The organism is Mycobacterium sp. E3198, assembly GCF_001667015.1.
GTDB lineage: Bacteria > Actinomycetota > Actinomycetes > Mycobacteriales > Mycobacteriaceae > Mycobacterium.
On the sequence record NZ_LZIS01000066.1, the window covers coordinates 26,147 to 39,105 of the forward strand.

12 protein-coding genes are annotated in these 12,959 nt (G+C 66.9%); 9 read left to right on the plus strand and 3 right to left on the minus strand.

The genetic code is table 11. From position 1 onward, the window contains the following. Nucleotides 1-3: 3 nt before the first annotated feature. Genes fadD17 through A5673_RS07890 form a run of 3 tightly spaced genes read right to left on the minus strand, consistent with a single transcriptional unit; the run spans nucleotide 4 to nucleotide 3,832 of the window. Nucleotides 4-1,512 carry a long-chain-fatty-acid--CoA ligase FadD17 gene (gene fadD17 / locus A5673_RS07880; RefSeq protein WP_068229489.1) on the minus strand — a complete coding sequence of 503 codons (1,509 nt, stop codon included), beginning with the start codon at nucleotides 1,510-1,512 and terminating at the stop codon, nucleotides 4-6. Nucleotides 1,513-1,516: 4 nt separating this feature from the next. After that, nucleotides 1,517-2,614, minus strand: a complete 1,098-nt coding sequence (locus A5673_RS07885) for an acyl-CoA dehydrogenase family protein (protein WP_068229492.1) — start codon at nucleotides 2,612-2,614, stop codon at nucleotides 1,517-1,519. A 36-nt stretch (nucleotides 2,615-2,650) separates the two neighbouring features. Next, nucleotides 2,651-3,832, minus strand: a complete 1,182-nt coding sequence (locus A5673_RS07890) for an acyl-CoA dehydrogenase (protein ID WP_068229493.1) — start codon at nucleotides 3,830-3,832, stop codon at nucleotides 2,651-2,653. 212 nt (nucleotides 3,833-4,044) lie between these two features. On the opposite strand from A5673_RS07890, the gene A5673_RS07895 reads away from it, so the two are divergent. The 9 genes from A5673_RS07895 (at nucleotide 4,045) to A5673_RS07935 (ending at nucleotide 12,955) form a co-directional block, all read left to right on the plus strand. Beyond that, nucleotides 4,045-4,236 carry a ferredoxin gene (locus A5673_RS07895; RefSeq protein ID WP_068229660.1) on the plus strand — a complete coding sequence of 64 codons (192 nt, stop codon included), beginning with the start codon at nucleotides 4,045-4,047 and terminating at the stop codon, nucleotides 4,234-4,236. Nucleotides 4,237-4,249: 13 nt separating this feature from the next. Then, nucleotides 4,250-5,161 (plus strand): 3-oxoacyl-ACP reductase, encoded by a 912-nt coding sequence (locus tag A5673_RS07900; protein ID WP_068229495.1) that lies wholly within the window; start codon nucleotides 4,250-4,252, stop codon nucleotides 5,159-5,161. A gap of 240 nt (nucleotides 5,162-5,401) precedes the next feature. Next, the gene (locus tag A5673_RS07905; protein ID WP_068229663.1) at nucleotides 5,402-6,166 is read left to right on the plus strand and encodes an ABC transporter permease; all 765 of its coding nucleotides are present in this window, start codon (nucleotides 5,402-5,404) and stop codon (nucleotides 6,164-6,166) included. 16 nt (nucleotides 6,167-6,182) lie between these two features. After that, on the plus strand, nucleotides 6,183-7,025 hold the full coding sequence (locus A5673_RS07910) for an ABC transporter permease (protein ID WP_067159662.1): 843 nt from the start codon (nucleotides 6,183-6,185) through the stop codon (nucleotides 7,023-7,025). A 19-nt stretch (nucleotides 7,026-7,044) separates the two neighbouring features. Next, entirely contained in the window at nucleotides 7,045-8,247 is a 1,203-nt protein-coding gene (locus tag A5673_RS07915; RefSeq protein WP_068229497.1) for an MCE family protein, read from the plus strand. Then, nucleotides 8,247-9,299 carry an MCE family protein gene (locus tag A5673_RS07920; protein WP_068229503.1) on the plus strand — a complete coding sequence of 351 codons (1,053 nt, stop codon included), beginning with the start codon at nucleotides 8,247-8,249 and terminating at the stop codon, nucleotides 9,297-9,299. Before A5673_RS07915 ends, A5673_RS07920 begins: the two co-directional genes overlap by 1 nt. Then, nucleotides 9,289-10,353, plus strand: a complete 1,065-nt coding sequence (locus A5673_RS07925) for a virulence factor Mce family protein (protein WP_068229506.1) — start codon at nucleotides 9,289-9,291, stop codon at nucleotides 10,351-10,353. The genes A5673_RS07920 and A5673_RS07925 overlap by 11 nt, the downstream gene beginning before the upstream one ends. Beyond that, the gene (locus A5673_RS07930; protein ID WP_068229509.1) at nucleotides 10,350-11,792 is read left to right on the plus strand and encodes a virulence factor Mce family protein; all 1,443 of its coding nucleotides are present in this window, start codon (nucleotides 10,350-10,352) and stop codon (nucleotides 11,790-11,792) included. The genes A5673_RS07925 and A5673_RS07930 overlap by 4 nt, the downstream gene beginning before the upstream one ends. Further along, nucleotides 11,789-12,955, plus strand: coding sequence for a virulence factor Mce family protein (locus A5673_RS07935; RefSeq protein ID WP_068229513.1), 1,167 nt, complete (start codon nucleotides 11,789-11,791; stop codon nucleotides 12,953-12,955). The genes A5673_RS07930 and A5673_RS07935 overlap by 4 nt, the downstream gene beginning before the upstream one ends. Nucleotides 12,956-12,959 lie beyond the last annotated feature (4 nt).

Genomic DNA, 12,959 nt, shown 5'->3' on the forward strand with positions numbered 1-12,959 from the left:
GCGCTATCGGTGAATCGGCCACACCGGATCGCCGCAGTCCACGCCCTGCGCCGACAACTGCCGCTTGAGCACCTTGAAGGTCACCGTGCGCGGCAGCTCCGCGCTGACGCGGACGTAAGACGGCCACTGCTTGGGTCCCAGGTCGGGCTGCTCGGCCAGAAAGGCCCGGAACTTTTCGGGATCGAACTCCACACCGGCCGCCATGACGAACGCGGCCATCACCTGGTCGCCGACGACAGGATCAGGCACCGCGTACACCGCGACCTCGGCGGCGTCCGGGTAGCGCAGCAGCACGCGCTCGATCGGGGCGGCGCCCAGGTTTTCGCCGTCGACCCGCATCCAATCGCCAAGCCGCCCGGCGAAATACGCGTAGCCGTCCGCATCGCGATAGGCGAGGTCGCCGCTGTGGTACATACCGCCGGCCATCCGCTGCGCCTCGGCGGCATCGTCGTTGTAATAGCCCTCGAAACGTCCGGGCCCCGCGGTGTTGACGATTTCGCCAACCACTCCGACCGGGCACGGCTCGCCGGTGTCGGGGTCGACGATCTCGATCCCGTCCGGCAGCGGACCCAACGCGCCCGGCGGCGTGTCGGGGGTCCGCGCGATGGCCACCCCGCCCTCGGTCGAACCGAACCCGTCCTGGACCACGCACCCGAACCGGCTAGCGAAGCGCTCGATGTCGCCGGGCACACCCTCGTTGCCGTACACCGCGCGCAGCGGGTTGTCCGCATCGTCGGCACGCTCGGGTGTGGCGAGCACGTAGGACAACGGCTTGCCGACGTAGTTTGCGTAGGTGGCCCCGTACCGGCGGACATCGACCAAGAAATTCGACGCGGAGAACTTGCGCCGCAACGCCATTGAACCCTGGCACGCCGCGGCCACCGCCCACCCGACCAGCACCGCGTTGGAATGAAACAGCGGCATCGACACATAACAGACGTCATCGCGGCCCAGGTCGAAGCGCTGCGACATCGTCACGCCGGCGATCGCCACCTTGCCGTGGCTGCACTTCACCGCCTTGGGCTCGCCGCTGGTTCCCGACGTGAAGATCAGCATGAAAAGATCGGCAGCCGTTGCGGGCTGAAAGCTCGGCTCGGCGCCCTCGTGCGCGGCCACCTCGTCGGCCCACTCGGCGGAATCGACGTTGACGTGCTCGATATCGCCCAGTGGCGCGGCCGACTTCGAATCGGCCAGCACCAATTGGCAATCGGCGTGCGCGATGTCGCGAGCCAGCGCTGCACCGCGGCGCACCGGGTTGAGCCCCACCGGCACTATCCCGGACATCCCCGCCGCGACCAGAATCGCGGAAAAGAACGGGGTGTTCTCCAGCAGCACGCCGACGTGCGGCGGCTTCGCCGGGTCGAGGGCCTCGCGCAGCGTCGCCGCGATCGCGGCGCCGTGGCGGATGTGATCGCGCCAGCTGGTGAACGAGTCTTCGAAATAGACCCCGCTGTCGTCGATCTCGGCCAGCGGTACCAGCAGTTTGGTGACCGTGGGGTCGGGCGGAAGCACGAAGCTAGGCAGGGGTTTCCGCCAGTTCACGGCCGATCCGGCGCAGCTGCCCGGTGGCGCCGCGCAGCGCGAACTCGATCTCCTTGGCCGCCAGGAAGTAACGGTGCACCGGGTGGTCGGTGTCGACGCCGACACCGCCGTGCACGTGCACGACGGTGTGCGCCACCCGATGCCCGGCGTCGGCCGCCCAGAACGCCGCGCTGGCCACGTCGATCTCGGCGGGAATGTCCTCCGACACCCGCCAGGCCGCCTGGGTCAGCGTCAGCCGCAATCCCTTGACGTCGATGTATCCGTCGGCCAGCCGCTGCGCCACGGCCTGGAAACTGCCGATCGGGCGGTCGAATTGCTCACGGGTGCGGGCGTATTCGGCGGTGAGCTGCAAGCCCCGCTCCAGGACTCCGAGCTGAAAGGCGCTGCGGCCCAACGTGGTCAGTGTGTCGAGCCAGACGGCGACGGTTCCGTCGCCGACCTGTCGGCCGCCGTCCACCTGCACCCCGTCCAGGGCCAGGTGCCCGACGCTGCCGAGTCCGGTGGTCTCCATCGCGGTCACCGTGACGCCGGGGTCGTCGGCGGCGACCAGGAAAACGGCTCCGCCGGCATCGGTTTCGGCCGGAATGAGGAAGGCGTCGGCGACCGGGCCGAAGCCGACCTGGGTGCGGGTCCCGGTCAGCCGGTAGCCGTCACCGGCCCGGGTGGCCTGCACCGGCCCCTCGCCCATTTCGCCGTCGAGCGCGACGGTGAGGATCTTCTCACCCCGGACCGCCGGGCCGCCCCAGCCCTGCTGCAGTTCGTCGGAGCCGAACCGGGCCAGCGCCCCGGCGCCCAGCATCACCGACTCCAGGTAGGGCACCGCGGCCAGCTGGTGGCCCAGCGCAACCAGGATGGCCACCTGCTCGAGGACGCCGAAGCCGTCGCCGCCCAGCGACGTTGGCGACGCGCTGGTCAGAATGTCGGCCTCGACGAGCTTGCGCCACAGGTCGCGGTCGAATCGTTGCGCGAGCTTGTCGAGCTCACGCTGATGTTCCGGGGTGCACACCGCGTCCACGATGGTGTCGACCAGGCCGCCGAGGTCCTGCGCGGCTTCTGTTGTGGTGAAGTCCATGGATTCTCGTCCTTAAAGTCCTTATATGGAGGAAGCTCAGCGGTTGGCTCGGGGCAGCCCCAACGCGACCATCCCGATGATGTCGCGCTGCACCTCGTTGGTGCCGCCACCGAAGGTCAGGATCAGGCAGGCCCGGTGCATCCGCTCGACGCGGCCGCGCAGCAGGGCGCCCGGCGAATCCGGGCGCACCGTGGCCGCGGTACCCAGCACCTCCATCAGGAGCCGGTAGGCCTCGGTGGCCAGCTCGGTGCCGAACACCTTCGCCGCCGAGGCGTCGGCCGGCGACAGATCCTCACTTGCCGCCGACGCGAGCTCCCAGTTGATCAGCTTCAGCACCTCGGCCTTGGCATGCACGCGGGCCAGGTTGAGCTGCACCCACTCCGAGTCGATGAGCCGGGCACCGCTGGCGTCCTTGGTGTGTTGCGCCCACTCACGCACCTCGCGCAGCGCCACGATGATCGGCTGCGCCGAGACCAGGGCGACCCGCTCGTGGTTGAGCTGATTGGTCACCAGCTTCCAGCCGCCGTTCTCCTCGCCGATCAAATTGGTCACCGGGACCCGCACGTCGGTGTAGTAGGTGGCGCTGGTGTCGGGGCCGGCCATCGTGTGCACCGGCGTCCAGGAGAAACCTTCGGCGGTTGTCGGCACCACCAGCATCGAAATGCCGCGGTGCTTCTTGGCCTCGGGGTTGGTCCGCACTGCCAGCCAGACCCAGTCGGCGTACTGGATCAGGCTCGTCCACATCTTCTGGCCGTTGATCACGTAGTCGTCGCCGTCGCGCACGGCGGAGGTGCGCAGGTTGGCCAGGTCGGTGCCGGCGCCGGGCTCGGAATAGCCGATCGAGAAGTGCAGGTCACCGGCGGCGATCTTGGGCAGGAAGAACTTCTTCTGCTCGTCGGTGCCGAAGGCCATGATCGTGGGCGCGACGCTGTTGATCGTCAGGAACGGCACCGGCGCGCCGGCGATGGCCGCCTCGTCGGTGAAGATCAGCGAGTCCATCGGCGAGCGGTCCCGCCCGCCGTACTCCTTGGGCCAGTTCAGGGTGAGCCAGCCGTCCTTGCCCATCTGCGAGACCACCTCGCGATACGCGTTGCCCGTCCCGATCTCGCCCTGAGTCGAGCTCAGCGCCTCGCGGCGCTCCGGGGTCATCAGCGTGGTGAAGTACGACCGCAGTTCGCGACGCAGCTCCTCCTGTTCAGGGGTGTAACTGATGCGCATTACCAGCCGTCCTTGTTCGTCAAGCGTCGATATCGAATGCCGCGTCACGCGCGGTGGCCTTGCCAACGGCTACCCGTTCGCCTCCCCGGTTGTAACACGTTCTAGTCTTGGAATCCAGCGACCGTTTCCCCTGACGCACTGGGGCCCTATGGTGGACCTACATATCGACGGGGCGAGTGCTCAGTTTGAAGGCCAGGTGCAAGGAGGGTGCCGTGCGGGTGATCGTGGATCGTGACCGGTGTGAAGGGAACGCGGTATGCATGGGAATCGCGCCTGACCTGTTCGACCTGGACGACGAGGACTACGCGGTCGTGAAGATCGATCCGATTCCGCCCGACCGAGAGCAGCTGGCCGAGCAAGCCATCGCCGAGTGCCCCCGCGCCGCTTTGCTGCGCCAAGACTAGAGGTATTCATAAATTGACTAGCAGCACAAACGCGACCGATCTGTCCGGGAAGGTCGCGGTGGTGACCGGTGCGGCCGCGGGGCTGGGTCGCGCCGAGGCGCTCGGCTTAGCCGGCCTGGGCGCCACCGTCGTCGTCAACGACATAGCCGGCGCCCTGGATGCCTCCGACGTGATCGACGAGATCAGCGCCACCGGCGCCAAGGCCGTCGCCGTGACCGGGGACATCAGCCAGTGCGCGACGGCCGACGAGCTGGTGGCCACCGCCGACGAACTGGGCGGGTTGGACATCGTCGTCAACAACGCCGGCATCACCCGCGATCGGATGCTGTTCAACATGTCCGACGAGGAATGGGACCTCGTCATCGCGGTGCACCTGCGCGGCCATTTCCTGCTGACCAGAAACGCGGCCACCTACTGGCGCGCCAAGGCCAAGGACGCCGGCGGGACGGTCTTCGGCCGCATCGTCAACACCGCTTCCGAGGCCGGCCTGGTGGGCCCGGTGGGCCAGGCCAACTACGGCGCGGCGAAGGCCGGCATCATCTCGCTCACACTCACCGCCGCGCGGGCGCTGGGTCGCTACGGGGTGTGCGCCAATGCGATCTGTCCGCGGGCCCGCACCGCGATGACGGCCGACGTGTTCGGCGCGGCGCCCGAAGTCGACGAGGGCGGCATCGACCCGCTCTCGCCGGAGCACGTGGTCAGCCTGGTCAAGTTCTTGGCATCGCCGGCCGCCGCCGAGGTCAACGGTCAGGTGTTCATCGTCTACGGCCCGCAGGTGACGCTGGTTGCCGCGCCGACCGCGGAGCACCGGTTCTCCGCCGACGGGGCGGCGTGGGACCCCGGCCAGCTCTCCGGCGAGCTCCAAAAATACTTTGCTGGGCGCGATCCGGAGCGGAACTTTTCCGCCGTCGGGCTGATGGAGTAATGGCCGTGTAAAAGCACTTTACGGGGGGGAATCCGCGAGTAGAACATGTGTCAGATTGGAGTGTAGGCAATACCTCTGACCTGGACAAATTAACGGTTCGGATACGGAAATGCTGTTCATTGACACCGTGTACTTCTTCTGAGTTAATATGATCCGGCTCACACCGGGCCGCGAGCGATCGAAGACAATGCAAAGGCGATTCACAGGCTTCGCCGCGACCAGCAGAGGGGGGTGGCCAAGTTGAGAGAACAACTCGCCGTCCCCGCCCGCGCCATCGGCGGGTTCTTCGAGATGATGATCGACACCGGCCGCGAGACTTTTCGACGGCCGTTTCAATTTGGCGAGTTCCTCGAACAGACCTGGATGATCGCCCGGGTCTCGCTGGTTCCGACGCTGCTCGTCTCCATCCCGTTCACGGTGCTGGTCGCGTTCACCCTCAACATCCTGTTGCGCGAGATCGGCGCAGCCGACTTATCCGGTGCGGGAACCGCTTTCGGCACCGTTACCCAGCTGGGCCCCGTGGTCACGGTGCTCGTCGTGGCCGGCGCCGGCGCGACCGCGATCTGCGCCGACCTGGGTGCCCGCACCATCCGGGAAGAGATCGACGCGATGCGCGTGCTGGGCATCGACCCGGTCCACCGGCTGGTGGTGCCGCGGGTGCTGGCGTCCACGGTGGTGGCGTTGTTGCTCAACGGCCTGGTGTGCGCCATCGGCCTGTCCGGCGGCTACGTGTTTTCCGTCTTTCTGCAGGGCGTCAACCCCGGGGCGTTCATCAACGGCCTGACCGTGCTCACGGGGCTGCGCGAGCTGGTGCTCGCCGAAGTCAAGGCGCTGCTGTTCGGCGTGATGGCCGGCCTGGTCGGGTGCTACCGCGGCCTGACGGTCAAGGGCGGTCCCAAGGGCGTCGGGAACGCCGTCAACGAAACCGTGGTCTACGCGTTCATCTGCCTGTTCGTCATCAACGTGGTCATGACCGCCGTCGGCGTGCGGATTTCGGCCAAGTGAGGCGAGGGAGCACCCGATGAGCTACGACGCCACCCTCCGCTTCCGCCGCTTCATGTCGCGGCTGCAGGGCCCCATCGACGACTTCGGCGAACAGGCGCTGTTCTACGGCAAAACGGTGCGCTACGTGCCACAGGCGCTCACCCAGTACCGGAAGGAGACGATCCGCAACGTCGCCGAAATGACGCTGGGCGCAGGGGCTCTCGTCATGATCGGCGGCACGGTCGGGGTCGCGGCCTTTTTGACCCTGGCCTCCGGCGGCGTCATCGCGGTGCAGGGATATTCGTCGCTGGGCAACATCGGCATTGAGGCGCTGACCGGCTTTTTGTCGGCGTTCCTCAACGTCCGTGTCGTCGCCCCCGTGATCGCGGGCATCGCGCTGGCGGCCACGATCGGGGCGGGCGCAACAGCCCAGCTGGGCGCCATGCGGGTGTCCGAGGAGATCGACGCCGTCGAATGCATGGCGGTGCAGTCGGTGTCCTACCTGGTGTCGACCCGGCTCATCGCCGGCCTGATCGCGATCATTCCGCTGTATTCGCTGTCGGTCCTGGCCGCGTTCTTCGCCGCCCGCTTCACCACGGTGTACATCAACGGGCAGTCGAAGGGCCTCTACGACCACTACTTCAATACGTTCCTCATTCCGTCGGACCTGTTGTGGTCGTTCCTGCAGGCCATCGTGATGGCCATCGCGGTCATGCTGGTCCATACCTATTACGGCTACAACGCCAGCGGCGGGCCGGTCGGCGTCGGGGTCGCGGTCGGCCAGGCCGTGCGGACGTCGCTGATCGTCGTGGTCGTCATCACCTTGTTCATCTCGCTGGCCGTGTACGGCGCGTCGGGTAACTTCAACCTCTCGGGATAAGGGGGAGCAGCACAGCAACATGGCGGACGGCGGATCGGGACGCACATCTGTTCGGCTGGCAGCGGCGCTGCTGGCCAGTTTGATTGTGGCCTTCGCCGCCCTGACCTACCTGTCGTACACGGCGGCTTTCGCCTCGACCGACACCGTCACCGTCACGTCGCCGCGCGCGGGGCTGGTGATGGACAAGGGCGCCAAGGTCAAGTACCGCGGCATCCAGATCGGCAAGGTCACCGGCATCGACTACTCCGGTGACCAGGCGCGGCTGACGCTGGCCATCAACAGCGACCAGATGCACTTCGTCCCCTCCAACGCGACCGTGCACATCGCGGGCAACACCATCTTCGGCGCCAAGTCGGTGGAATTTATTGCGCCCCAATCGCCTTCGCCGACATCGCTGCGCCCGGACGCGCACGTGGCGGCCTCGGCGGTGGCGCTCGAGGTCAACACCCTGTTCCAGTCGCTCATCGACCTGCTGCACAAGATCGACCCGGTGGAGTTGAACGGGACGCTGAGCGCGCTCTCCGAGGGCCTGCGCGGCCACGGCGACGACTTCGGCTCGCTGCTGGCGGGACTGAACACGCTGGCCCGTCAGGCGAACCCGAAACTGCCCGCCCTGCAGGAAGACTTCCGCAAAGCCGGCATCGTCACGAACACCTACGCCGACGCCGCCCCGGACCTGAACACCATCTTCGACAACTTGCCGACGATCAACAGGACGGTGGTCGACCAGCAGAAGAACCTCAACGACACGCTGCTCGCCGCGATCGGCCTGGCCAACAACGCCTACGACACGCTGGAGCCCGCCGAGCAGAACTTCATCGACGCCATCAACCGGCTGCGCGCCCCGATCAAGGTGGCGCATGACTATTCGCCCGAATTCGGCTGCTTTTTCGCCGGTGTCGAGCGCGGCATCAAGGAGTTCGCGCCGCTGCTCGGCGTGCGCAAGGCGGGCCTGTTCACATCGTCCAGCTTCGTGTTGGGCGCGCCCTCGTACACGTACCCGGAGTCGCTGCCGATCGTCAACGCCTCCGGGGGTCCGAACTGCCGCGGGCTGCCCGACATTCCGACCAAGCAGACCGGCGGGTCGTTCTACCGATCGCCCTTCCTGGTGACCGACAACGCCAATGTCCCGTACGAGCCGTTCACGGAGCTGCAGTTCGACGCGCCCTCCACGCTGCAGTTCCTGTTCCACGGCGCCTTTGCGGAACGGGACGACTTCTGATGGCGGCCGCGGGGATGCCGTCGCACCGGTCGATGCTGATCAAGGTCTGCATCTTCGCGGTGGCCATGGTTGTGGTGAGCGCGTCGCTGGTGATCGTGTTCGGTGACTTCCGGTTCGGGCCCGAAAGCACCTACCACGCAACGTTTACCGACATATCGAAGTTGAAGTCGGGCCAGAAGGTTCGCATCGCCGGCGTGCCGGTCGGCGCGGTTTCGGGCGTGAAGCTCAACCCCGACAACACGATCGACGTGAAGTTCGGAGTGGACAGCCGCTACACGCTGTACTCGTCGACGCGCGCGGTCATCCGGTACGAAAACCTGGTCGGCGACCGCTACCTGGAGATCACGTCGGGCCCGGGGGAGCTGCGTAAGCTGCCGCCCGGCGGCACCATCAACGCCCAGCACACCCAACCGGCGCTGGATCTCGACGCGCTGTTGGGCGGGCTGCGGCCGCTGGTCAAGGGCCTGGACGCCGACAAGGTCAACACCATCAGCAGCGCGGTCATCCAGCTGCTGCAGGGCCAGGGCGGGGCGCTGTCCAACGTCCTGTCCGACACGAGCGCGTTCTCGTCGGCGCTGGGGCAGCGCGATCAGCTCATCGGCGACGCGATCACCAACCTCAACACGGTCCTGGGCACCGTCGACCAGAAGAGCGCGCAATTCTCCGCCAGCGTCGACCAGTTGCAGCAATTGATCACCGGGCTGGCCAAGAACAAGGACGCCATCGCGGGGGCCATCCCGCCGCTGGCGTCGACGACGACGGATTTGACTGAGCTGCTGAAGAATTCGCGCCGACCGCTGCAGGGCATCCTGGAGAACACCCGGCCGCTGGCCACCGAGCTGGACGACCGCAAGGCCGAGGTGAACAACGACGTCGAGCAACTCGGCGAGGACTACCTGCGGCTGGCGGCGCTCGGCGCCTACGGGTCGTTCTTCAACATCTACTTCTGCTCGGTCACGATCAAGATCAACGGCCCGGCCGGCGGCGACATCCTGCTGCCGCTCGGTGGCCAGGTGGATCCCAGCAAGGGGAGGTGCGCTTTTGTCAAGTAACGCAAGGCGCGAACGCGACCCGCTGCGCACCGGCATCTTCGGTGTCGTGCTGGTGGTGTGCGTCGTCCTCATCGCGTTCGGGTACGCCGGCCTGCCGTTTTGGCCGCAGGGCAAGGTCTACGACGCCTACTTCACCGACGCCGGCGGCATCAATCCCGGCAACGCCGTTTATGTGTCGGGCTTCAAGGTCGGGAAGGTGTCGTCCGTCGGCCTGGCCGGCAACAGTGCGAAGGTGACCTTCACCGTGGATCGGCACGTCGTCGTCGGTGACCAGTCGCTGGCCGCCATCCGCACCGACACCATCCTCGGTGAGCGCTCCATCGCCGTCACCCCGGCGGGCACCGGCAGGGCGACCAGCATTCCGCTGAGCAGGACGGCGACGCCGTACACGTTGGCCGGTGCCCTGGAGGATTTGGGTAACAACGCCAACAACCTCGACAAGCCGCGGTTCGAGCAGGCACTGGGCGTGCTCTCCGACACGTTGCGCGACGCCACGCCCGAATTGCGGGGCGCGCTGGACGGGGTGACCTCGCTGTCCCGCACGCTGAACCGCCGCGACGAGGCGCTGCAAGGCCTGCTGGCACACGCGAAGTCGGTGACGACGGTGCTGGCGCAGCGCGCCGGCCAGGTCAACAAGCTCGTGGACGACGGCAACGAGTTGTTCGCCGCGCTCGACGAGCGGCGCGCCGCGATCGGCCAGCTGATCTCGGGCATCGGCGGTCTCTCACAGCAGATCTCCGGCTTCGTCGCCGACAACCGCCAGGAATTCGGGCCGGCACTGACCAAGCTCAACGCGGTGCTGGCCAACCTCAACGAGCGCCGTGACTACATCACCGAGGCGCTCAAGCGGCTGCCCACCTATGCGACGGAATTGGGCGAGGTCGTCGGCTCCGGGCCCGGGTTCAACGTGAACGTGTTCAGCGTGTTGCCCGCGCCGATGGTCGCGATGGTGTTCGACTTCTTCTACCAGCCCGGCAAGCTGCCGGCCAGCCTCGCCGACTACCTGCGCGGGCTGATTCAGGAACGCTGGATCATCAGGCCGAAGTCGCCATGACCCGAATCACCGGCAGCAGGAGCGTGCGCTACGCCACCATCATCGCGCTGGTCGCGATGCTGGTGGGTGGCGTGTATGTGCTGTCGGCGCAGGGCAATAACCGCACCGTCATCGGCTACTTCACCTCCGCCGTCGGCATCTATCCCGGAGACCAGGTCCGAATCCTGGGCGTGCCGGTCGGTTCGATCGACACGATCGAGCCGCGTCCCTCCGACGTGAAGATCACCATGTCGGTGGCCAAGGACGTGAAGATCCCGAAGGACGCGAAGGCCATCATCATTTCGCCGAACCTGGTGTCGGCGAGGTTCATTCAGCTCACCCCGGCCTACACCGGCGGGGCGGTACTGCCCGACGGGGGCAGCATCGACCTGGACCGGACCGGGGTTCCGGTGGAATGGGACGAGGTGAAGGAGTCCCTGACGCAACTGGCCGTCCAGCTGGGTCCGACGACGGGATCGATGCAGGGGCCGCTGGGCAGGGCGATCAACCAGGCCGCCGACACGCTCGACGGCAAGGGCGAGTCGTTCCACAACGCGTTGCGCGAGCTCTCGCAAGTCGCTGGGCGGCTGGGGGATTCGCGCAGCGACATCTTCGGCACGGTCAAGAACCTGCAGGTGCTCGTTGACGCGCTGTCGGCGAGCAACGAACAGATCGTCCAGTTCGCCGGGAACGTCGCCTCGGTGTCGCAGGTGCTCGCCGACAGCTCGCGCCACCTGGACAACACCCTCGGCACGCTCAACCAGGCGCTCTCGGACATCCGGGGATTCCTGCACGAGAACAACTCGACGATCATCGATACGGTCAACAACCTCAACGACTTTGCCCAGACGTTGAGCGACCAGAGCGACAACATCGAGCAGGTGCTGCACGTCGCCGGCCCCGGTATCGCCAACTTCTACAACATCTACGACCCAGCGCAGGGCACGCTGAACGGCTTGCTGTCGATACCCGAATTCGCCAACCCCGTCCAGTTCATCTGCGGTGGCTCCTTCGAGACCGCCGCGGGGCCGAGGGCGCCGGACTACTTCCGGCGCGCCGAGCTCTGCCGCGAGCGGTTGGGGCCGGTGCTGCGCCGGCTCGCGGTGAATTACCCACCGGTGATGTTCCACCCGCTCAACACGATCACCGCGTACAAGGGGCAGATCATCTACGACACCCCGGAGACCCAGGCCAAGGCCGCCACTCCGGTGCCGCAGTTGACCTGGATACCGGCGCAGGGCGCGCACCCGGCACCGCCCGCCGAGAATCCCTCCGACCTGCAGGCGCTGCTGGTTCCGACGGCCCCGCAGACCGGTCCCGCTCCGGGGCCGCCGCCGGCCGGCGCGAACCCCGCTCCGGCGCCGGGCCCGGGGCCCGGTAACGCGTTCGGCCCGCTGCCCGGGCCCCCGCCCAGCCAGGCGCCCAACGGGCCGTCGGCCAACCTAAGTGGTGGCGGATGAAACGAATCTGGTTGCGTAGCAGCGTGTTAGCGGCGGGCGGTGTGCTGCTGGCCGGTTGTCAGTTCAACGGGCTCAACTCCCTGGCGATGCCCGGCACTGCCGGCCACGGCAGCGGCGCGTATTCGATCACCGTCGAGATGCCCGACGTGGCGACGCTGCCGCAGAACTCGCCGGTCATGGTCGACGACGTCACCGTCGGCAGCGTCTCGGGCATCTCGGCCGAGCAGCGGGCCGACGGATCTTTCTACGCCGCGGTGAAGCTGGCGCTGAACAAGAACGTGGTGCTACCGGCCAATGCGACGGCGACGGTGGCCCAGACGTCATTGCTGGGGTCGATGCACATCGACCTGGCGCGCCCCAAGGACAAGCCGGAGACCGGGCGGCTCAAGGACGGCTCGAAGATCTCGGAGGCCAACACGGGCCGCTACCCGACCACCGAAGAGGTGCTTTCGGCGCTGGGCATCGTCGTCAACAAGGGCAATCTCGGTGCGCTGGAAGACATTACCGACGAGACCTATCGGGCTTTCGCCGGTCGCCAGGACCAGTTCACCGACCTGATTCCGCGGCTGGCCGAATTGACCGCGGGGCTCAATCGGCAAACCAACGACATCATCGACGCGGTCGACGGGCTGAACCGATTCTCCGCGACCCTGGCGCGCGACAAGGACAACCTGGGCCGGGCGCTGGACACGCTGCCCGAGGCCATCCGGGTGCTCAACAAGAACCGGGACCACATCGTCGAGGCGTTCGCCGCGCTCAAGAGGCTGGCGACGGTGACCTCCCACATCCTGGCAAAAACCAAGGTGGACTTCGCCGAAGACCTCAAGGGCCTTTATTCGGTCGTCAAGGCCCTCAGCGACAACCGCAGGAACTTCGTCACGTCGATGCAGATCCTGTTGACATTCCCCTTCCCCAATTTCGGCATCAAGCAGTCGGTGCGCGGCGACTACCTCAACGTGTTCACCACCTTCGACCTCACCCTGCGCCGGATCGGTGAGACGTTCTTCACGACGTCGTACGCACTCGACCCGAACATGATGCACATGAGCGAGGTCCTCAACCCGCCCGACTTCCTGACCGGCGAATTGGCCAACCTGTCCGGGCAGGCGGCCGACCCGTTCAAGATCCCGCCCGGCGCGGCTTCGGGTACTGAGGGGCGGTAGGGCG